The 20,663-nt window shown below is 68.6% G+C and carries 23 protein-coding genes and 1 tRNA gene; 13 read left to right on the top strand and 11 right to left on the bottom strand.

The window, feature by feature from the left end:
* The first annotated feature begins 309 nt into the window (after positions 1–309).
* The 6 genes from ATK36_RS24450 to ATK36_RS24425 all read left to right on the top strand — a co-directional run bounded on the left by ATK36_RS24450 (position 310) and on the right by ATK36_RS24425 (position 8,396).
* Positions 310–1,671, top strand: coding sequence for a GGDEF domain-containing protein (locus ATK36_RS24450; RefSeq protein ID WP_098513632.1), 1,362 nt, complete (start codon positions 310–312; stop codon positions 1,669–1,671).
* Between the two features lie 616 nt (positions 1,672–2,287).
* Positions 2,288–4,444 (top strand): phospholipase A2, encoded by a 2,157-nt coding sequence (locus ATK36_RS24445; protein WP_098513631.1) that lies wholly within the window; start codon positions 2,288–2,290, stop codon positions 4,442–4,444.
* A gap of 163 nt (positions 4,445–4,607) precedes the next feature.
* The gene (locus ATK36_RS24440) at positions 4,608–6,275 is read left to right on the top strand and encodes an LCP family protein (protein ID WP_098513630.1); all 1,668 of its coding nucleotides are present in this window, start codon (positions 4,608–4,610) and stop codon (positions 6,273–6,275) included.
* 134 nt (positions 6,276–6,409) lie between these two features.
* Positions 6,410–6,910 (top strand): helix-turn-helix domain-containing protein, encoded by a 501-nt coding sequence (locus ATK36_RS24435; RefSeq protein ID WP_098513629.1) that lies wholly within the window; start codon positions 6,410–6,412, stop codon positions 6,908–6,910.
* Positions 6,911–7,047: 137 nt separating this feature from the next.
* Positions 7,048–7,647 carry a TetR/AcrR family transcriptional regulator gene (locus ATK36_RS24430; RefSeq protein WP_098513628.1) on the top strand — a complete coding sequence of 200 codons (600 nt, stop codon included), beginning with the start codon at positions 7,048–7,050 and terminating at the stop codon, positions 7,645–7,647.
* A gap of 218 nt (positions 7,648–7,865) precedes the next feature.
* Complete coding sequence (locus tag ATK36_RS24425; protein ID WP_098513627.1) at positions 7,866–8,396, top strand: hypothetical protein; 531 nt, start codon at positions 7,866–7,868, stop codon at positions 8,394–8,396.
* 265 nt (positions 8,397–8,661) lie between these two features.
* Here ATK36_RS24425 and ATK36_RS24420 read toward each other — a convergent pair whose 3' ends face one another.
* On the bottom strand, positions 8,662–8,883 hold the full coding sequence (locus tag ATK36_RS24420; protein ID WP_098513626.1) for a DUF3618 domain-containing protein: 222 nt from the start codon (positions 8,881–8,883) through the stop codon (positions 8,662–8,664).
* Positions 8,884–9,007: 124 nt separating this feature from the next.
* Between ATK36_RS24420 and ATK36_RS24415 the strand changes: the two genes are divergently transcribed.
* The 4 genes from ATK36_RS24415 to infA all read left to right on the top strand — a co-directional run bounded on the left by ATK36_RS24415 (position 9,008) and on the right by infA (position 11,883).
* Positions 9,008–9,081, top strand: a tRNA-Leu gene (locus tag ATK36_RS24415).
* Between the two features lie 876 nt (positions 9,082–9,957).
* The gene (locus tag ATK36_RS24410) at positions 9,958–10,761 is read left to right on the top strand and encodes a GNAT family N-acetyltransferase (protein ID WP_098513625.1); all 804 of its coding nucleotides are present in this window, start codon (positions 9,958–9,960) and stop codon (positions 10,759–10,761) included.
* A gap of 134 nt (positions 10,762–10,895) precedes the next feature.
* Entirely contained in the window at positions 10,896–11,648 is a 753-nt protein-coding gene (locus ATK36_RS24405; RefSeq protein WP_245914325.1) for a transposase family protein, read from the top strand.
* A 10-nt stretch (positions 11,649–11,658) separates the two neighbouring features.
* Positions 11,659–11,883, top strand: a complete 225-nt coding sequence (gene infA, locus ATK36_RS24400; protein WP_098513624.1) for a translation initiation factor IF-1 — start codon at positions 11,659–11,661, stop codon at positions 11,881–11,883.
* Positions 11,884–11,886: 3 nt separating this feature from the next.
* Here the strand turns inward: infA and ATK36_RS24395 are convergent, their stop codons facing one another.
* The gene (locus ATK36_RS24395; RefSeq protein WP_098513623.1) at positions 11,887–12,480 is read right to left on the bottom strand and encodes a dihydrofolate reductase family protein; all 594 of its coding nucleotides are present in this window, start codon (positions 12,478–12,480) and stop codon (positions 11,887–11,889) included.
* A complete protein-coding gene (locus ATK36_RS24390; protein ID WP_098513622.1) occupies positions 12,477–13,289 on the bottom strand; it encodes a metalloregulator ArsR/SmtB family transcription factor in 813 nt (270 codons plus the stop codon). The genes ATK36_RS24395 and ATK36_RS24390 overlap by 4 nt, the downstream gene beginning before the upstream one ends.
* Positions 13,290–13,485: 196 nt before the next feature.
* Between ATK36_RS24390 and ATK36_RS24385 the strand changes: the two genes are divergently transcribed.
* From ATK36_RS24385 to bcp, 3 genes are all read left to right on the top strand, one after another.
* Positions 13,486–13,668, top strand: a complete 183-nt coding sequence (locus tag ATK36_RS24385) for a hypothetical protein (protein ID WP_098513621.1) — start codon at positions 13,486–13,488, stop codon at positions 13,666–13,668.
* 180 nt (positions 13,669–13,848) lie between these two features.
* Positions 13,849–14,400, top strand: a complete 552-nt coding sequence (locus tag ATK36_RS24380) for a hypothetical protein (RefSeq protein ID WP_098513620.1) — start codon at positions 13,849–13,851, stop codon at positions 14,398–14,400.
* A gap of 14 nt (positions 14,401–14,414) precedes the next feature.
* Positions 14,415–14,888 carry a thioredoxin-dependent thiol peroxidase gene (gene bcp / locus ATK36_RS24375; RefSeq protein ID WP_098513619.1) on the top strand — a complete coding sequence of 158 codons (474 nt, stop codon included), beginning with the start codon at positions 14,415–14,417 and terminating at the stop codon, positions 14,886–14,888.
* 240 nt (positions 14,889–15,128) lie between these two features.
* Here bcp and rdgB read toward each other — a convergent pair whose 3' ends face one another.
* The 8 genes from rdgB to ATK36_RS24335 all read right to left on the bottom strand — a co-directional run bounded on the left by rdgB (position 15,129) and on the right by ATK36_RS24335 (position 20,650).
* Positions 15,129–15,737 carry an RdgB/HAM1 family non-canonical purine NTP pyrophosphatase gene (rdgB, locus tag ATK36_RS24370; RefSeq protein WP_098513618.1) on the bottom strand — a complete coding sequence of 203 codons (609 nt, stop codon included), beginning with the start codon at positions 15,735–15,737 and terminating at the stop codon, positions 15,129–15,131.
* Complete coding sequence (rph, locus tag ATK36_RS24365; RefSeq protein ID WP_098513617.1) at positions 15,734–16,510, bottom strand: ribonuclease PH; 777 nt, start codon at positions 16,508–16,510, stop codon at positions 15,734–15,736. Before rph ends, rdgB begins: the two co-directional genes overlap by 4 nt.
* 38 nt (positions 16,511–16,548) lie before the next feature.
* Positions 16,549–17,316: an MBL fold metallo-hydrolase gene (locus ATK36_RS24360; protein WP_098513616.1), complete on the bottom strand. Its 768-nt coding sequence runs from the start codon at positions 17,314–17,316 to the stop codon at positions 16,549–16,551.
* A 21-nt stretch (positions 17,317–17,337) separates the two neighbouring features.
* Positions 17,338–18,138, bottom strand: a complete 801-nt coding sequence (gene murI, locus ATK36_RS24355; RefSeq protein WP_098513615.1) for a glutamate racemase — start codon at positions 18,136–18,138, stop codon at positions 17,338–17,340.
* Positions 18,135–18,815 (bottom strand): rhomboid family intramembrane serine protease, encoded by a 681-nt coding sequence (locus ATK36_RS24350; RefSeq protein ID WP_170069886.1) that lies wholly within the window; start codon positions 18,813–18,815, stop codon positions 18,135–18,137. Before ATK36_RS24350 ends, murI begins: the two co-directional genes overlap by 4 nt.
* A gap of 116 nt (positions 18,816–18,931) precedes the next feature.
* The gene (locus ATK36_RS24345; RefSeq protein ID WP_098513613.1) at positions 18,932–19,882 is read right to left on the bottom strand and encodes a PLP-dependent cysteine synthase family protein; all 951 of its coding nucleotides are present in this window, start codon (positions 19,880–19,882) and stop codon (positions 18,932–18,934) included.
* A 4-nt stretch (positions 19,883–19,886) separates the two neighbouring features.
* The gene (locus ATK36_RS24340; RefSeq protein WP_098513612.1) at positions 19,887–20,165 is read right to left on the bottom strand and encodes a MoaD/ThiS family protein; all 279 of its coding nucleotides are present in this window, start codon (positions 20,163–20,165) and stop codon (positions 19,887–19,889) included.
* Between the two features lie 77 nt (positions 20,166–20,242).
* Positions 20,243–20,650, bottom strand: coding sequence for a M67 family metallopeptidase (locus tag ATK36_RS24335; RefSeq protein WP_098513611.1), 408 nt, complete (start codon positions 20,648–20,650; stop codon positions 20,243–20,245).
* Positions 20,651–20,663 lie beyond the last annotated feature (13 nt).

The raw sequence follows: 20,663 nt of genomic DNA, 5'->3' as shown, positions 1-20,663 counted from the left end.
CTTCACCTCCCGCCGTGCTCCATTCACCGGAAAATGCACGCGCATATTCACGCCTCACTTCACGCCTCGCGGTCGCGCATGGGAATTCACCTCGCTTCCGACGGACGACGCGGACACTGGTCCGGCAATCGTCTTCGGGTGGTGGTCGAGTCGAAATGCGCCCCCGGCACAGGGGCACTTCCGGATCGTCCCCCGGACGGCGTGCCACCGCCGGGCGATCGGTAAGTGAGATGATACCGGTAACCGAACCCGATGCGGCAGTGGGAACCACCCGTCCGCCGCCCCAGACACCGCAGGAGGCACCGCCCGATGCCGGGAACCGGACCCGCCGCCGGTGAACCGCCGGAGCCCGGGCACCAGCCGGCCGCACGCCCCGGCGCCCGGCTGCGCGAGCTGATCTCCGGCAATCCGGTGCGGTCGTGGGATCTGTGGACCAAGCCCCGGCGGATGATCGCGTTTCTGCTCTGCTGGGACGCGATCGCGATCGCCGTGCTGGCCACGGGCGCGATCGCCTCGACCGGGCCGACCGGGCTGGACTGGGCACGGTTCGCGGTGCTCGCGGTCTGCGCGACCGTCCACATCCAACTGACCCGGCGGCAGGAGGAGCGCCGCCGCAACCGGATCGCCGCGGTGCACATCGACCTGTCCGGCATCTGGGTCTTCCCCGGGGCGCTGCTGCTGCCGATCCACCTGACCCTGCTGCTGATCCTGATCGTGCGCGGGCAGCGCTGGTTCAATTCCCGGCGACCACCGCACAAGTTCCTGTTCACCTCGTTCACCCACGCGGTTTCCGCGCTGGTGGCCCACGAGCTGTATCAGGCCTTCGCCTCGGCGGAGCTGGCCCGGCTGTCCCCGGAGAACTCGCTGCGGGTGTTCGGCATCCTGATGCTCGTCGGGTTCTGTTACGCGGCACTGCAGGCGATCGTGATCGGCGGGCTGCTCGCGCTCGGCGGCACCTCCACCCCCACCCTGCGCAACGTGCTGGGCACCAAGGACGACAACCTGCTCGAACTGTCCACCATCGGGCTGGGCACGATCGCCACCGTCCTGCTGCTCAACTTCCCGCCCGCGATCGTGATCCTGGTGCTCATCACGGTGCTGGGCAACCGGCTGGCGGAAATCAACCAACTGCAGTCCGAGGCCCGCACCGACCCGAAGACCGGCATCTTCAACGTGCGCGGCTGGTCCGAATACGCGGAGCGGGCATTGGTCAGGACCACCCGCGGCGGGGACAATCTCGCGCTGCTGATGATCGATCTGGACCACTTCAAATGGATCAACGACACGTTCGGCCATCCGGCGGGCGACGACGTGCTCCGCACGGTCGCGCAGACGCTCGACGAGAGCACCCGCCCCAAGGACATCACCGGCCGGTTCGGTGGTGAGGAATTCCTGGTGCTGCTGCCGGAAGTGGACGCCACCGCGGCGAAGGTGACCGCCGAGCGCATCCGCACCGCGATCGCCGAACAGCGCATCGTGACCACGGACAAGCGGGGTGGCTCGGCGGTCATCAGCGGCCGCACCGCCTCGATCGGGGTGGCCCTGCTCGGCCCGGACGGAACGACCCTGGAAGAGCTCCTGCAGGCCGCCGACACCGCGGTCTATTCGGCCAAGGAAGGCGGCCGGAACCAGGTGCGGTTCGCCGACAGCGCGCCCCCGGAAGCCGAATGACGCACACGGCACGGATTACCCGCGCCGCTGCGGCATACCCCGCGCCCCCCGGCGCAAACCCGTTCGGCCGGACAACTGGATCAGTCTTCGCCGATCCGGCAGCGCGCCCCGGGTGCCCAGTGGATTATTCTCAGCCGGCGAGAACGAAATAAATCAAAACGAACTCGCGCGGCACCGGATCACCGGCGGCAATTCGAGCAAGTTGTTCGGTATCGACCCGTGGGGAACCGGCCGCGTAACAATTCCGCCGGCGCGGCCTTGATGCCGGGGAGCACTCCCGGGGGGCTGGCAAAGTCGGTCGGGACCCGTGATCAGCAGAGAGCCGTGGCTGCCGCGTCATCATCGACGGCGCCTGCCGTCTTCGTCGATCACGCCCGGCAGCGGGCGAAGCGGAGGCGTTCGAGACACGCGACCACCTCGCGCTGTGCGCCAGCCCTGTCCCAAGTCCGTGAAGGGCCCCTTCACAGACTCAGAGTCCGTGAAGGGCCCCTTCACGGACCTCCACGGACCTCCACGGTCGGCGCAGGGCCCCACACACCGACTTTGCCGACACCCCGGGGAGCACTCCCGGGACGCCCGCTCCCGGTATCCGGCACCGGCTGGCACCCTGTAACACATGCCAGCCGACCGTGCCACCGCTCGCGTCCGACGTCCGTGGTCGACGTCTGCCTGGCTGCTGCTCGTACTCCTGGTGGTGTTCGGGTTCGGCGTGATCGCCTCCCGGCCTGCGGCACCGCCGAACCAAGGCTCGCCGACCGGGGACGTGCTCGCCGCGCAGAACGCCATCGCGGCGCTCACCCACCCCGGTCCGGCGCCGACCGCGCTCGCCCAGCTGCCCTCGGACTTCACCGCGGTGACCGGCGTACGGCCGGGCGTGCTGCCGGCCCGAGACGGCACAGTGCGCGCCGTGCACGTTGACGGCGGCTGCTCCACCCCGTGGGGCGACGACAACACGAAGTGGGATTACTCCGTCCCGTGCAAGGCCCATGATCTGGGATATGACCTCCTCCGCTACGCGGACAAGAAGGGCCACCCCCTAGACCCGGAGGTGCGGGCCTCGCTGGACTCGCGGCTGTCGCAGGACATGCACCACACCTGCGCGCTGAACCCGATGGATTCCCCGAAAACCTGCCAGCTGGTCGCCACGCTGTACTCGGCTGGGCTGGTGGTCAACTCGTGGCACCAGCGCTGGGGTCCGCCGGTCGGCGACCCGATCGGCTCGCTGGTCGCCGGGGTGCTGGTGATCGGCTGCCTGCTGGTGGCCAGGATGCGCGGCTGGCTCACCGCCCGCCGCAGCTCGATCCGGGCCTGCCCACACGGTGCCCCGCGTCCGTGGGCGGTGGCCGGGGCGGCCGGAGTGGTCCTGCTGGTGGTCGGAGAATCGGTCGCCGCGCTGGCCGACTGGGCCGGTGCGCCGGATAGTGCGTGGTCGCCGATCACCTGGCTGGCGCAGCTGGCCCCGGTGCTGTTTTTCGCCTGCGGCCGCGCGAACGCGGCGGGCTGGCGAGCCGAACGCGACCGTGGTTACCGGCATTATCTGGCCGAGCTGGCCAGCCCGCTGCTACGGCCGGGGCTGATCTTCGCTGTGGTCGCCTTCCTGGTGCCGCTGGCCCTGGAGCTGCTGGGCATCCCCGGGGGCACCAGCACGAAGGTCATGGAGATCGCGCTGCACCCGCTGTGGCTGCTGGGGGTCTACCTGCTGACCATCGTCTGCGCGCCGGTGCTGCTGGCGCTCTATCGCCGCGTACGGCTGTGGTCGGTCGCCGGGCTGGCCGCGGCAGTCGTGGCCGGTGAAGTCGCCGCGGCGGTCAGTGGCTCGTCCTGGCCGCGCTACGGCGCGACGCTCGCGCTCGCGCTGGCAGCCCAGCAGGTGGCCTTCGCGCACGCCGACGGAGTACGTCTGCCGCGGCAGTGGCTCGGCGTGGCCGCAATCGCCGGAGTGGCCGGGCTTATCGTGGCGACGACCGCGTTCGGCGCCTCGCCCGTCCTGCTCGGCAGCCAGGGCGCCCCCTCCGCGCTGTCCGCGGCGCCGTGGGAAGTGCTGCTGCTCGGCGTCAGCCAGTTCGGGCTGGCCGGGTTGTTCGCCGCGCCGTTGCGGCGTTGGGCCGCCCTGAGCCGGGTCAGCCGCGCGACGAGGCTGCTGCTGCGTGCGCCGATGAGCCTGTACCTGGCGTTCCTGGCGGGGATGCTGCTGCTGATCTCGCTGGTCTACCTGCCCGGCCGGATCGCCGACGGCCTGACCTGGCTGGTCCGCCCGCACACCGCGATCGCGCTCGCGCTGCTGCTGGTCCCCGCCGGACTGGTGTTCTGGTGGTTCGAACGGCGCCCGCGTGCCTCTCAGCACGGTCCGGTGCCCGCCCCGATCCGCCCGGATCCGCCGACCGGCCGGGTTCCGGTCCTGCTCACCAGAGCCGCCGCAGCGCTCGGCATCGGCTACGCGACGCTCGGGGTGTTCGGTTTCGCGCTCGCCCGCTTCGGAGGCGCGTCGGCCGACGCGGACGTGCTCGGCGTCCGCTTCGACCCGGTGCAGAGCCTCGTACACCTGTTGCTCGGCGTGCTCCTGCTGCACACCGTGCGGACCGGTGCCACGGCGAGAGCCGGCACCTGGCTGGTCTGCGCGCTGGCCTGCGTGCCCGCGCTGATGGCGGCGAGCAGCGGGGTCGCGCCGGGTGCGGCGACCGTGGTGCTGCACGTCACGACCGCGGCGTTCGCCCTGGTCGCAGCCGGTTCGTGCGTCCTGCCGACGCGGCGGGCGGCGAGCGCGGCCGGCTGAGGCCCGCGACACGCGCACCACCGGCCGGGCGAAACGGCCGCCGATACCCGACGATAGTGGTAGGCACCACACGACCGGGGGCGGTGTGCGGCCGTCGCAACCCCACCCCGGCACGATGCGTCTCCGGAACGGAGAGGCGAACCGACGAGAAGGAGCCGACCGCGTGGACCACCCGCCTCGGAACGGGCAAGGCGGCCGCCGCCCCGCCCGCTCCCGGCAGGACCCGCCCGGATGGGAAACCGGCCGGCGCCTCCCGCAGCCGTACGAACAGCCACGCGGCCGCCGGGAGGCACCAGCCGGTCCGCCGCGCCGCCCGGCACCACCGCCCCCGCGCGCGGCCCCTCCCCGGCGGAACCCGCTGCGCAGCGCGAAGATCGCCGTCGCCGTGGTGTCCCTGCTGGTGATGGGCCTGACCGGCTACGCGTGGGCTTCCCTGCAGGGCCTGGTCAACGGCCTGAACTACGCGAACGTGATCGACAACAACGGCGGCGGCGAGAAGCCCGCGGACGGCGCGCGCGACATCCTGCTGGTCGGCCTGGACAGCCGGACCGACGCCCAGGGCAATCCGCTCTCCCAGGAGCAGCTCGCCCAGCTGCGGGCCGGGGAATCCGATGGCGAGCTGAACACCGACACACTGATCTTCGTGCACATCCCGAACGACGGCAGCAAGGCCGTGGCGATCTCGCTGCCACGCGATTCGTACGTGGACATCCCCGGCGGTTACGGCAAGCACAAGATCAACTCGGCGTACGCGCGAGCGATGCTGCAGGCCCGCAAGGACCTGCAGGCCCAGGGCGTGACGGATCCGAAGCAGCTCGACGTCCAGGCCAACCAGGCCGGGGCGAAGCAGCTGATCGCCACCGTGCAGGAGCTGACCGGGTCCACCATCGACAACTACGCGGCGATCAACCTGCTCGGGTTCAGCGACATCACCCAGGCCATCGGCGGGGTGGACGTGTGCCTGAAGGACAACGTGAACGACCAGTACTCCGGCGCGAAGTTCTCCAAGGGCGAGCACACCATCGCCGGGGTGGAAGCGCTGGAGTTCGTCCGGCAGCGGCACGGTCTGCCACGCGGCGATCTCGACCGGGTGGTGCGCCAGCAGGTTTTCATGGCCGGGATGGCTCGCAAGATCCTCTCCGCGGGCACCCTGACCGACCCGAGCAGGCTCGGCGCGCTGATCGATGCGATCAAGAAGTCCGTGGTGCTGAACCAGAACTGGGACGTCTTCGGCTTCGCCCAGCAGATGAAGGGGCTGACCGGCGGGCAGCTGGAGTTCCGCACCATCCCGACCGAGAACGTCGAGTACCGGACGCCGGACGACGGAGTCGCGATCCAGGTCGACCCGGAGAAGGTGAAGGCATTCGTGCAGGGTCTCGCCGGGCCGCAGGCGAGCAGCGGGGCACCATCGTCTCCGCGGGCCACCGCCACGCACCAGAACGTCACAGTCGACGTGCGCAACGCATCAGGCCGGGACGGGCTGGCCGCGAGCGTGTCGAAGCAGCTGACGAGCAAGGGCTTCACCGCCGGCGACACGGCCAACTCCAGTTCGCGCAAGACTTCCGTGATCTGGGTGCCCAGCGGCGGCGAGGAAGCCGGCAAGGCGGTCGCCGACGCACTCGGCATGCAGGCCACCGTGCAGGAGGACAAGAGCGTGCAGAAGGGGCACGTGACGGTGTTCCTCGGCTCGGACGTCCAGCCCGCCGCCGGCGCCTCGGCCGGTTCGGGTGCCCCGCGGGCCCCGGCCGCCGCACCCACCTCGTCCGCACCGGCACCGGCCGGATCCGACGATCAGCCGATCACCGCCGAGGGCGTGCCCTGCGTCAACTGACGCTCGACTACTCCATTCGGGGGGCACTCCGGCAAATCACGAAAACTTTTCCGCGGAACCCGCGTAAGGACTCGCGACCTCGGCACTTTCACCACCGCAAGACGCGGGATTTCGTGAGGGGCAGGGGACAGGCAGTGATCGACGCGGAGCACTACCAACGAGTACTCGGGGATGAGCTGCGCAGGCTCCGGCGCGACCGGGGCTGGACTCGCAAGGAGCTGAACGAGCACCTGCAGAGCGAGATCTCCCTGCAGACACTGGCGACCTACGAGCTGGGCACCCGGCAATGCTCGGTGGTGCGGCTGGTCGAGTTGTGCGTGGCCATGGACGAGCTGCCCCAGGACCTGCTCGCCAAGGTGCACCAGCGAGTGTTCGTGGACGAGCCCGGCCGGATTCGGGTGGACCTCCGCCGGGTGATCGCCGAGGCAGGCCCGGAGCTGGCCCCGCTGCGCCGCTGGGCCGAGGGGCGGCTGCAGCAGGGCAGGGCGGGGAACGATTCCGCCGCACCGGCGCCGTCCAGGACCGCCGCGCACGAAGTCTCGTTCGATTTCGCCGCGCTGGAACGCATGGCCGAACTCTGCGGGGTGCCGACCGCCGAACTGGTCGGGCACCTGCGCAACCTCGCCCCGGCCTGAGCCAGGGGCGACCTCCGGACCACGGAGGGGACTTTTCGCGGCTCCTCCCCTGTCGCGAACGTCCCCTCCGTGCTTGGCCACCGGGCCGCGAGCGCATTCTTACCGTGAGTAATATTACTGTCGGTAGAGTGTGCGCCGTGACCACCGCCAAGCGCAAGCGCATGCCCCGGGCCGAACGCGAGCAGCAGATGATCGCGGTCGCCGAGCAGGTCTTCACCGAACGCGGCTACGCGACCGCGTCGATGGACGAGATCGCCGAACAGGTGGGCGTGTCCAAACCGATGCTGTACGAGTACTTTCACTCGAAAGAGGGCCTGCTGCTCGCCTGCATCCGGCAGTCGCGGGCAGCCCTGCGCGAGATCACCGCGGAGGCGACGCTCGGCGCCACCTCCGCCGAAGACGCCCTGCGGAAGGGGCTGCTGGCGTTCTTCGTCTTCATCCGCGAACGGCGAGAGGCGTGGTCCTTGCTGCGGCAGGAGATGGCACTGATCGGGACCTCGGCAACAGCAGAGATCGAGGAAACCCGCCGCCAGCAGACGAATCTGATCACGGCGCTGCTCAACGACCACCTCGACGCCGGCGACATCGTGCAGGCCGAGGCATCGGCCGAGATCGTGGTGGGCGCGTGCGAGCGGCTCGCGATCTGGTGCGAGCGGTTCCCGGAGGTGACTCCCGAGACGGCCACCGGGTACGCCATGGAGGTGCTCTGGACCGGATTGTCACAGCGAGCGAGCTGACATGCGCATGAAGATGCGCGTGCATTAGGCCATTCGGTCGTTACTCACCGCAAACCCCGGCCGTTACTTGTGACACAGAGTTTCGTTGAGGTATCGATGAGGGGGTAGAAAGACCCACGGAGTGTCGCGATTGCGGCAGGGGGCCGGAATCGCGTCATGAGTGTGCAGTGGCTGGGTCCCACCCGGTGACGCATGCTGATGACGAGAGGGGTGAGGCAGTGGTGGAAACGATCACGGCGACGTACGAGCACGACAACGACGACTGGACGATCACCGTCAGCGGCCGTGGCAAGGAGCTGACCGCGAAGGCACCGGGCATCATCGCCGCCCGGGACCGTGTCGACCAGCTGGTCGAGAAGCTCGCTTCAAACGAGCACCCCACCGTCGTGCACCTGCTGAACGGCAACGCGCTCGAGTTCACCAGCGCGTACATGACCGCCCGGCTGACTCTGCCGGAGCAGGCGCCGCTGGAGGTACCGCCGTCGGGTGGGAAGAAGGACCCGGCGCCTGCCACGGACCCCGTGGGATCCGGTGCCTCGGGCACGTCCGCCACCGACGAGGATTCCGCCGCTCCGGAGGTCCCGGCTCCGGCGAGCGCCGAGCCGTCCCCCGAGGCCACCGCCGGCAAGCCGGCGCTGCCCCCGAGCAAGCAACTGGCGAAGGAAGTCCAGGACCGGGCTCCCGGCGAGGTTCCGGTTCCCGGCAGGGCGACCGGAGCTCCGACCGCCTCCCAGGTCGCCCGCGCCTGACCCCGTTCACCCCGGCCGTCACTCAAGTGAGTGACGGCCGGATGTGTGATACCCGGCCGCGTGAACAGCACCATTGCCGCAACCCAGCGTGACAACAGGCCCGGAACGTTCGTACATTCGACGGAACCACCCACACAGCCCCGCCGAGGGCGCAGTCTTCACCCACTTGGGCGAACCCTACCGCCGCGCGAACACCTGTCCGCGCTGATCAGCCCCAGCGGCCGGGGAGCCACCGAGCCGGTGGCGAGATCCGACTGGGGGCGGGTCAGCGGAAGAGCTTGCGAACCAGCAGTGCGACGACCAGCGCGCCGAACCCGATCAGCGGATACTTGATCTTCGGGTCGTCCAGCTTGGCGCGCACACCGTCCTTCGCCGCGTCGGCGAGCTTCTGCGGGTTGGCCTTGGTGCCCAGCTGATCGAGCGTCGCGACCAGAGCGGTCCTGGCCTGCTCGATCTCACGCTCGATGGTCTCGGGATCGCGAGCCACGTGCCCTCCTCGCCGGATCGGACTGACAAACGCCCACGGTAGAGGACGGCACCCCCGTCCCGGCCACCGGCCACGCCGAGCACCCACGAACGTGGCGCGCGCTACGATCCACCACAGGTTCGCGGGGGCCGTAGCCCAATTGGCAGAGGCACACGGTTTAGGTCCGTGCCAGTGAGAGTTCGAGTCTCTCCGGCCCCACCGCGTCGACACGGCCAGCGGGCCATCGGCGGGGCCGGAGCCTAGGCTCCGGCCCCGCCGATGACGGCGAAGTACCCAGGACAAGCCACACTTTGAGTTGCGCACCGAAGGTCGGCTTCGCGCCCGTCACCGGCACCGCGTTGCGCGGGCCGAAGAGTGCCCGGCCGATCGTGGCGCCCCACCACCACTGGAGCAGGACCCGGTGGATGAACGACACCACAATGTACGTCCCGACCAGCGAGGCCCAGATCGGCAAGGCGAGCTTCGTCGTGACGACGATCGCGATCGTCAGGTGGAGCGCCATGTCGACCGCGAAGGCCCTCTGCCGAACGGGTGGCAACGGCGGTTTCGCTGCAGGTGCGCGAAGGTCACAGCGGCGGACGGCAGGGTCTCCCAGAAGTCGTCGCTCGACTCGCTTGGCGCCTTGGTCGTCATGCACCTGCCACGCCCGAACCCAGCGTCCGGTTGACTCTCTTCCCCGGCGAAACCAAGCATGACGGCGTAGCGCGTACCTCGGTGGCAAGATCACCGAATCGGAGGTCAACGCGCCGAAGTCGGCGCTGCGCGGAAGCCGGGTGACGGCGGGCTGTACGATTACCTCACGGCCCGGCCGTTCCCTCCCCCTCGAGCGGTCGGGCCGCCTCACAGCCACCGAGTCCGGAAACATCCGGGCTCGGGCAGGCCTGGTCCCGGAGCCGGAAACCGGTGGACCCGGGGACCACAGCCCGGTTAGCCTTCCGGCGACCGTGGCCTGGACCGAGGAGGTGAGTCCCATGCGTGCATCGATATGGGTGCTCCCCTTCGCCGCCACGGACGGGCGATGAAGTAGGTGTCGCCGGGAGCGCCGTAGCAGGCTCTCTCGAAAGGCACCGGTAAATGAATTCGGCGTATCTCGATTCCGGCCGCGGCGCCGTGGTGTTCACCCGCGTCGCGGATCGGCAATGGCATGCGGTGGACGGCGATCGCGTCGTCGGGCGTGCGGAGGTTTGTCCTCGGCCGGACGGGCGGCTGTTTCTGGGCATCGATTCCTGGCATGACGAGGTTTTCGAACAGCTCGTCGAAGTGGCGAAGGCGGAATTGCCCAGGCCGCTGTACACCGTCCTTCCCGAAGCCGATGCGGAATCACATGCGAACTGGCGGCAGGCCGGGTTCTCCGTCCACCGACGGAAGCGGGAATACCGCATAGCCACGGATCCACGGAGCACCGGTCTTGACTCGGTCGTCCCGCCGGATGGCGTGCGGATCCTGCCCGCCGGAACCGCGCGGGAAACGGCGCTTCGTGCGGCGTATCAAGCGATTCGGGCCGAGGTCGAAGCGACTGCGGGGTGGGATTCCATGCCCGCCGAGGTTCTCGCGCGGGCGGACGGGACACCGTTGGTCGACCCGCTGAAGTACTGCGTCGCCGCGCTCGGCGAGGAGTATGTCGGGCTGGTGCGGGTGGTCCCGCTCCGGCAACCGCGCATCGGGCTGGTCGCGGTCCGGGCCGGGCAACGGCGGCGTGGTACCGGCCGGGCATTGCTCGCGTCCGTATTCGGCGCCCTGTATCACGCCGGAATCACCACCGCTTCGGCGGAAGCCGACGAATCCGGCGAAGCGGCACGCACATTATTCGAAGGCATCGGTGCCCAGTGGAATTCCAGCACGCTTGAGCTGGTTCTCCCCGGAACACCGAACGCCTGACCGAAAGGAAACATCATGAGGCTTATTCACGGCACCTGAGATTGCCGTTTCCGGCGTGTCAACATGAACGGCGGCCCGTTTATTGAGAGAATTGGGTTTCCACACTCAGTACTCACAAAAACGGACCGCCTAACATGTATCATACCACTGGACTTACCATCGAGCAGATCACCGACCTGTGCGGGTTGGTCGACATGGATACCACAGCTGAGCAGCGTAGGTGGCCACCGATTCTGGGCCTGTTCAACTCGGCGGTGATCGCGCTGACATACATGCGATGCAATCGGGTTCAGGCCGAACTGGCGGAAGCGTACGAGGTATCTCAACCGACAATCAGTCGTGCGATCACCGGAATGACGCCTCTGATAGAACGTGTTCTCAGGAAGTTCGTGCCGACGGCGGACGAATTGGACGACCAGACGCAGTACATCGTGGACGGAACCCTGCTGCCGTGCTGGTCATGGGCCGATCGCCCGGAGCTGTACTCCGGCAAGCACAAGACGACCGGCATGAACGTACAGATCGCTTGCACCCTTGACGGACGACTCGCGTGGATCTCCGATCCCATCGAAGGACGCCGGCACGACACGTACTGCCTGAAGGAATCCGGGGCGCTTCTGACTCTGAATCCGGACAACTGGATGGGCGACAAAGGATACGTGGGAAATTATATGCTCACCCCGATCAAGAAGCCGAAGCACCGCAAGCTCTTGGACTGGGAGAAGGAATTCAACACCCAGATCAACAAGATTCGCTACGTCATCGAGCAGACCATCGCCAACGTCAAAACCTGGAGGATCCTGCACGCCGACTACCGACGGCCCATTGAGACCTTCGCGGAAACCATCTCAACGGTAATCGCTCTGCACTTCTATGCGGCTGCCTGAATAACCCTCCATGGCCGGAAAATCCGGAGGAATCGAAGTCGAGGGCACGGTCACCGAATGCCTTCGCAACGCCACCTTCCGGGTGAAACTGGAGAACGGGCACCACGTACTCGCGCACATCAGCGGGAAGATCCGGAAGAATTACATCAAGATCCTGCCCTTCGACCGGGTCCTCGTGGAGATCAGCCCGTACGACCTCGACCGCGGACGGATCCTGTTCCGCTACCGGAACTGACCCTCAGCGCACGCGGTCGTAGACCAGCGAGAGTTCGCCCAGATCACCGATTTCCTTGTCGGCGAGCGTCCACCTGGTGCCCGGCAGGCCGTCCTCGAACAATCGCGCGCCACTGCCGGCGATTTCCGGGCAGATCATCAGGTACAGCCGGTCGACCAGATCCGCGGAGAGCAGCGGTTTGAGCACGCTGACGCTGCTGTTCACCAGGATGTCACCCTCCCCCACCGCCTTCAGCTCGGCAACGACGTCGGCGGCGGGGGCGTTCCGCACGAGAGTGTGTTCCCACGGCGGCTCGGTCCAGGTGGTCGACAGGACGACTTTTTCCACGCTGGTCAGCCATTTCGCGTATCCACGATCACGGGGATCGGCCGTCTCGTCGTCCGCGACGGCCGACCAGTAGCCGACGAATCCCTCCGCGTTGCCCCGGCCGAGCAGGGCCGTGGTCGCCTGCTGCCAGATGCGCGTGAGGTGGTTGCGGCCGGTTTCGCTGACCGCATACGGCACGATCGCGCTCAGGTCGGCGGGGCCGCCGGGACCGTGGTAGCGGCCGTCAAGGGTGAGGCTCAGGTTCGCGGTGATTCTTCGGGTCGTGGTCATTTCTCTTCCTTTCCCAGAGCGCCCCCGATAACGGCGGCGAGATTGTCGAGCACTTGTTCCCAGCCGGTTTCGATCCCGGCGATGAACGGCACCGCCTCGACGGTGAGGTCGGTAATGCGCAGGTCCAGCTGCAGCCGGGTCCCGCCGGGCACCGCGGTCAGCGTCATGTCGTAGTGGCCGGTGAAGAAGGCCACGCCGGCCGCGTCCAGCACCGACAGCTCGAACGCGAGCTGAGCGGGTTCCGTCGCGGCGTGGACCGTTCCTTCGGAGCGGTACCGCCCGTCGCTGTCGCGGTATTCGAGCACCGCCCGGCCACCCGGCCGGGGTTCGAGCACGCACTCGGCGACCGTCATCGACGGAGGAGCCCACCAGCGCGCCAGACGCTCCGGCTCGATCCACTGCTGCCAGACGGCTTCCGGCGACGCATCCAGCGAACGCCGAAACGTGAAGGAACGTCCGTCCGCCCACCGATCTCCTGCTGCCGCAACGGTTTCCGCCTCGATGGCGGCCCGATACCGGCCGAGGACGTCACGGTCCCCTTCCTGTTCGGCGATGGCCTGCACCATTTCCTGCACCCGTCGCGCGAGCTGCCCCAACGGGCCGGCCTCGGCGGCGTAGACCCGCCGCTGGCCGAGCGGGAAAACCGCGACCAGCCCGGCCCGCGCAAGGGTCTGCAGATGCTTCGTCGCCTGCGGCTGCCGCAGGCCGGCCAGCTCGGCCAGCTCGCCGACCGTGCGGGGCCGCTCGGCGAGCAACTCCACCAGCCGCCACCGGGCGGCATCCCCGAGTGCGGCAGCGATCCGTTCCATGGGAAGTAGTATTCACCACAGAGAATATTCAAGTCAAGGAATACTTGCCCCGAGTTGGCGATCATGACGCTGACCAGCGCAGATCGACGGTCGTGAAGCAATCGGCACGCGGTCTTCACCTCCCCGGGTCAGTCGCGAGCGCGCTCATCGGCCCTGCCCGTAGGCTGGGGCCGCAGCCAGACCAGGGAGGTGCCCCGTGCCGTCACGTAATCCCCTGCACCTCCTGCGCACCTGCGCGGATTGGTTCGAGAACCGCGGGGTGTACGTCCCGGGTGAGGAGAGCCGGGCGGTCGACCCGGTCCGTGATTTCGGCTGGCTGATCGTCGCCTGGGGCGGGGGCGTCGCAGTATTCATCCTGTTGTTCGCGTTCGCCGTCTGAGTTGCACTTCAGTGACGACTGTCACGCCCAGTGCTTCTTCGATCACGGATCGGCCACGGCTGTACACCAGGTCCGCGTCTTCCCGCCCGTGCAGCTGCGAGTGCGGTCAGAGTGGACCGGGTTCGTCCGGCGATTGATCCGAACGGACTCCCCGCCCCACCCCGACTGGAGTAAACCGCGATGGCGCCCCCGCGCACCCCGAAGCTGTTGCTGTCCGCCTGCCTGCTGTGCCTGGCGACGGCCTGCGGGGTCGACGTCCGGGAGAGCACCGCCGCGTTCGGCACGGATTCCGGCGGCTCGGCCGGGGCGCCCGCCAAGCCCGCCACCGCACCGGTCGCCGGCGAGCTGCAGTTCGGCGCCGAGCACCGGTTCACCAGCGGGATCACCGTCTCGGTGTCCGCGCCGGGCTCGTTCCAGCCGAGCGCGGCGGCCTACCCGCGCAGCCCGCGCGCCGCGTCGTTCGCCGTCGAAGTGCGCAACGACGGCTCGGACACCTACCGCCTCTCCGGGCTGGCGATCACCGCGGCCATCGGCGGGCAGCAGGCCAAGCAGGTCGTGGACGCCACCCAGGGCCTCGGCGGGATCACGGACGCGGGCAAGGACCTGCTGCCCGGCCGCTCGGCCCAGTTCACCATCGCGTTCGCGGTGCCCGCGCAGGCTGCCCGGCTGGAGCTGTGGCTGCGGCCGAGCGCGAGCGAACCCGCCGTGGTCTCCTACGGCGGCACCGCCTGAATTACGCTGCGCTCATGACCGAGCGACTTTCTCCCGGCGACCCCGCCCCCGGCTTCACCCTGCCCGACAGCACGGGCAAGGACGTCTCGCTGAGCGACTTCCGCGGCGAGTCCGTGGTGGTGTATTTCTACCCGGCCGCGGGCACGCCCGGCTGCACGAAGCAGGCCTGCGACTTCCGCGACCGCCTCGCCGAGCTGAACGACGCCGGCTTCCAGGTGCTCGGCATTTCCCCGGACAAGCCGGAGAAGCTCGCCAAATTCGTCGAGGCCGAGGGGCTGACCTTCCCGCTGCTGTCCGATCCGGACAAGCAGGTGCTCACCGCGTGGGGCGCGTTCGGCGAGAAGAAGAACTACGGCCGCATCGTGCAGGGCGTGATCCGCTCGACCTTCGTCATCGACGCGGAGGGCAAGATCGCCAAGGCGCTCTACAACGTCCGCGCGACCGGCCACGTCGCCAAGCTGATCCGGGATCTCGGGCTCGCCTCCTGACCCGCCGCGGGGGCGCACCTTCTCCACTCCGGTGGGTGCTGTGAAGGGGCCCTTCACAGCCTTCAGCGGGGAGGCGTGGAGGCCGGATCCGCGGACCGGGCACCCCGAAGTGGGATTGTGACTACGGGCTGGAGCAGCTTGTCAAGACGGGAAAGAGTACCTTGACAAGCTGCTCCAGCCCGTGTGGAGGCTTCGGATCGGGGTGCGCTGGCGGTGTGAGGTGGCGCGCTTGTGTGTGGGTTATGCGATGGCCAGTTTTGCTATTTCCGGGAGTAAAGCGCGTAGGGCTTTGCCTCGGTGGGATTGTTCGTCCTTTTCGGCGGGGTGGAGTTCTGCCGAGGTTTTGTCCTTGCCGTCGGGGGTGAAGATGGGGTCGTAGCCGAAGCCGTTGGTGCCCCGTTTCTCCGTGGTCAGGGTGCCGCGCCATTCGGCTCGGACGACGGTTTCCTTGCCGGTGGGGGTGACCAGGGCGGCGGCGCAGACGAAGGCGGCGCCGCGGCGGGCGGCGGGAGTGTCGGTCAGCTGGGCCAGCACCAGGTCCAGGTTCGCTTCGTCGTCTCCGTGTTTTCCGGACCAGCGGGCGGAGAGGACACCGGGCATTCCGTTCAACGCATCGACGGCCAGGCCGGAATCATCGGCAATGGCGGGCAGGCCGGTGGCCGCCACTGCGTCCCTGGCCTTGGCCACCGCATTGCCTTCGAAATCAGGGGCGGTTTCCGGGGCCTCCGGGAATTCCGGAATGTCGGCCAATCCGACGATCTCGATTCCGGCGACGCCCTCGGCGGCCAGGATCCGGCGCAGTTCACCGAGTTTCTTCTGATTGCGGGTGGCCAGCAGGACCCGGGTCATTTCGCACCCTTCTTCTTGTCCGGCCGGGGTTCGGGCAGTTCACCGGGATAGGGCAGGGCGAGCGCCTCGTTCTGCTTGACGGTCAGCTCCGCGCAGCCAGCCTGCGCCAGGTCCAGCATGGTGTCCAAGGTGGACCGGGCGAAGGTGGCGCCCTCGCCGGTGCCCTGCACCTCGATCAGGGTGCCGGCATCGGTGGCGACCACGTTCATGTCCACCTCCGCGCGCGCGTCCTCCTCGTACGGGAGGTCCAGGCGTACACGGCCATCGACCACGCCGACGCTTACGGCGGCCACGGAAGCCGACAGGGGCTTCGGGTCGTTCAGCCGGTTCGCCGCGGCCAGCCAGGTGATCGCGTCGGCCAGCGCCACGTAGCCACCGGTCACGGCCGCGGTGCGGGTGCCGCCGTCGGCCTGGATCACGTCGCAGTCGATCACGATCGTGTTCTCGCCGAGGGCGGCCAGGTCGATGCAGGCCCGCAGCGAACGGCCGATGAGCCGGGAAATCTCGTGCGTACGCCCGCCGATGCGGCCCTTCACCGACTCGCGGTCGCTGCGGGTGTTGGTCGCCGAGGGCAGCATCGCGTACTCCGCGGTCACCCAGCCCAGCCCGGAGCCGGCCCGCCAGCGCGGCACGCCCTCGGTGACGCTGGCCGCGCACAGCACGCGGGTGTTGCCGAACTCGATGAGCACCGAACCGGCCGGCCACTTCTGGAACCCACGGGTGATCTTGATCTCGCGGAGCTGGTCGTCGGTCCTGCCGTCTTTTCTCGCCACGGGATGCACTGTAGGCCCTTCCCCCGGCAGAACCGCGATCAGATCTCGTAGACCGCGCCCTGGCTCACCAGCTCGGCTTCGGGAAAGACCGCCCGCGCCTCGGCGAGCACCGCCTGCCGGTCGGTCCACGGCGCGATGTGGGTGAGCAGCAACCGCCCGACCCCGGCTTCCTTGGCCAGCTCACCGGCTTCTTTACCGGAAAGGTGCACGCCCTTGGGCCGGTTCTCACCATCCGTCCAAGACGCTTCAGAAAGCAGTACGTCGACGCCATCGGCCAGCTCGCCGAGTACGCGACACTTCCCGGTATCACCGGTGTACGCAAGAATGCTGCCGCCGTACGTGATGCGAAGGCCGAACGCCGGCGTCGGGTGATACACCGCTACTGCCGTGACGTCGAACGGCCCGATCACCACAGTCTCTTCGCGCAGCGCATGGAACTCGTACACGTCCGACAGATCCACGGACGCTCGTTCAGCAGGGTCGGCCGCGTACAGATGCCCGAGACGCGACGGAGCGTCCGGCGGCGCGTACACCGGCAACCGCCGCGGCCGGGCCGGGTACGGCGGTGCCGGGTGGTAGCGCCGCAGCACGGTGAGCGCATTGACGTCTGCGCAATGGTCGGAATGCAAGTGCGACAGGAGAAGCGCGTCCAGTTCGAACGGATCGAGCACGGTCTGGAGCTGAGCGAACGCCCCGTTCCCGAGTTCGAGCCCGAGCCGGAAACCCTCCGCCTCCAGCAAGTACCCGGACGCGGCGGCATTCGGCCCGGGGACGCTGCCGGAGCACCCGAGGATCGTCAGTCGCACCCCGACACCCTAACTCCGCCGTCACGCGCTGGCCGGGGCCAGCACACCGGGCGCGAAACCCATGAACCGCTGCGCCAGCCTGGTGAACGGTTCCGGCGAACCGGTCGCGACGAACTCGTGTTGCGGCGCGCCGGCTCGTTCCACGAGCAGCTCGCGCTCGGTGAGCACACGGTAAAGATCCTTCGCGGTCTCGTCGGCACTCGAAACCAGGGTGACGTCCTGGCCCATGACGATCTGCAGCACGCCGGACAGCAGCGGATAGTGCGTACACCCGAGTACGAGCGTGTCGACCTCGGCTTCGAGCAACGGCTGCAGGTATCCCTGCGCGAGCCCGAGGATCTGCCGCCCCGACGTGATGCCGCGCTCGACGAAGTCGACGAAGCGTGGGCAAGCCACACTGGTGAGCTGTACGTCCGGAGCTGCCGCGAAGGCGTCGTCATACGCTCTCGAACGCACAGTGCCCTCGGTGCCGATCACGCCTACGCGCCCACTGTGTGTGGCCACCGCAGCCCTCCGCGCGGCAGGCAACACGACCTCCACCACTGGCACGTCGTAGCGCTCGCGCGCGTCACGCAAGCACGCTGCCGAAGCCGTGTTGCACGCGATCACCAACGCTTTCACGCCACTCTCGACGAGACTGTCGAGCGCTTCGAGCGCGTACGCGCGTGCTGTGGCAATGGGCAGCGGGCCGTATGGGTTGCGGGCGGTGTCACCGACGTAGCGCAGCTTCTCGGCAGGCAGCAGCTCAAGGATCGAGCGCGCGACGGTGAGACCACCGACGCCGGAATCGAAGACACCGATCGGCGCGTCGGGGAAACTCACGCCCCGAGGTTACCGGGAGACGCCGGAAGCGCCTTCGTCGCTTTACCCCGCTCCCCACGTGAAGTCAGCCACGCCGCCAGGACCCCGGCGAGCGCGCCGAACAAATGCCCCTGCCAGGAGACGCCCGGATCGCCCGGCAACAGACCCCACAGCATCCCGCTCCACACCCCGAGCAGCACCACGGCGACCAGGATCTGGGGCATCGAGCGGTGGAACAATCCCCGCACCAGCAGGTAGGCCAGCCAGCCGAAGGCGAGCCCGGAAGCCCCGACGGTGTAGGTATCGGCCGGCCCCACGAGCCATACGCCGAGCCCGGACACCAGCCAGATGATCGCGGTGACCACCACCCAGCGGCCGATGCCCGCTGCCATCGCGAGGAACGAGAACACCAGCACCGGCACCGTGTTGGAGAACAGGTGCGACCAGCCGGCGTGCAGCAGCGGCGCCCAGAGGACGCCGTCGAGCCCGCCGGCCTGCCGCGACACGATCCCGGCGTGGTCCAGATCCCCCGGCAGAATCACATCGGCCAGCTCCACCAGGTAGAGCACCAAAGTGAAGCCAAGCGCAACGAACGCCGCGGCCTTCGGATTCGGCGGCAGGATTCGCTTCGCCACATCCGTGGCCTGATTCGCACCACCACCCGTGGGCGGCGTCGGAAGGGGAGGCAATGTGCTCACGCCTCCAGGTTACGACGCGTCCGGTGTATCCCGCCTCGGGTGAAATCCCTGATCCCTGGGGTGGGTCCCGGCTTAAGCGCCCGTCACGGCCATCAGCGGCCGCGACGGGCTGTCGCTCAGGCCCAGAGCTGGCCGTCGAGGCGCTCGGCTGCTTCGTCCAGCGAGCCTGCGTACGCGCCGGTGGAGAGGTACTTCCAGCCCCCGTCTGCGACGACGAAGGCAACGTCGGCTTTTTCGCCTTTCGCTGCGGCCTTCTCAGCTACCGCGAGTGCCGCGTGCAGCACCGCGCCGGTCGAGATGCCGGCGAAGATGCCTTCGTGCTCCAGCAGGTCGCGCGTGCGGCGAAGCGCGTCGTACGCGCCGACGGAGTAGCGGCCGTTCAGCACGGTGGGGTCGTACAGCTCGGGTACGAAGCCTTCGTCGAGGTTTCGCAGCCCGTACACGAGTTCGCCGTACCGCGGCTCGGCCGCGATGATCTGTACGTCCGGCTTCGCCTCATGTAGGTACCGGCCCACGCCCACGAGCGTGCCGGTGGTGCCGAGACCGCCGACGAAGTGAGTGAGCGTCGGCAAGTCCTTCAGCAGCTCCGGGCCGGTGCCACGGTAGTGCGCATCGGCGTTGGCGGGGTTGCCGTACTGGTAGAGCATCACCCAGTCCGGGTTCTGCTCGGACAGCTCCTTGGCTCGCCGCACCGCTTCGTTCGAACCGCCTGCGGCCGGCGAGAACACGATCCGCGCGCCGTACGCCTGCAACAGCTGCTTGCGTTCGCTAGACGTGTTCTCCGGCATCACGCACACCAGGCCGTAGCCCTTGAGCTTGGCGGCCATGGCGAGCGAGATCCCGGTGTTGCCCGAGGTCGGCTCCAGGATGGTGGACCCGCGCCGGAGCCGGCCTTCCTTTTCGGCCGCCTCGATCATGGCCAGCGCGGGGCGGTCCTTGATCGAGCCGGTCGGGTTGCGGTCCTCGAGCTTCGCCCACAGCCGCACGTCGTGCGTCGGCGACAGCCGCGGCAGCCCGACGAGCGGGGTGCCGCCGAGCGCGTCGAGAAGCGACTCGTAACGGGCCATCGGCTCAGCGCGCGCCGCCGGCCACGGCGGGCAGGATGGTGAGCGTGTCGCCGTCCTTCACCTCCGCCTCGAGACCACCGGCGAAGCGTACGTCCTCGTCGTTGACGTACACGTTGATGAAGCGGTGCAGCTTCTCCTCCTTGACCAGGCGCGCCTTGATCCCGGCGTGGCGCGACTCGACGTCGTCTATCACCTCGAGGACGGTCTTGCCCGCCGCTGCGACGGACTTCTCGCCGCCGGTGTGCGTACGCAGGATGGTCGGGATGGAGACGGTCACGGCCATGGGTTTCTACCTCCGGTGGGTTTTTCTCGCGGACGCCTTGGGCTCGACGCTGCCGACGCCGCACTTATTCCGGCAGCTCAGTCGAGGATCTCGACCGGTTCCTCGGTGATCTCGGCGTCCACGATCCGGTACGAGCGGAACTCGTGCGAATCGGGATCCTTGGTGGAGACGAGCACGTAGTGCGCCTCCGGCTCGCCGGCGATGTTCGCGTCGGTGCGCGAGGGGTAGGCCTCGGTCGCGGTGTGCGAGTGATAGATCACCACCGGCGCCTCGTCGTTCGCGTCCATCTCCCGGTACAGCTTGAGCTGCTCGCCGGAGTCGAACTGGTAGAACGTGGGCGAACGGGCCGAGTTCAGCATCGGCACGAACCGTTCCGGCCGATCGGACCCCACCGGGCCGGCGATCACCCCGCACGCCTCGTCGGGGTGATCACGACGGGCGTGGGCGACGATCTGGTCGACGAGTTCACGGCGGATCCGGAGCACACCGACATCTTAG

The sequence above is a fragment of the Amycolatopsis sulphurea genome (genome assembly GCF_002564045.1).
Lineage (GTDB): Bacteria > Actinomycetota > Actinomycetes > Mycobacteriales > Pseudonocardiaceae > Amycolatopsis > Amycolatopsis sulphurea.
This window is presented reverse-complemented; position numbering and strand designations above follow the sequence as displayed.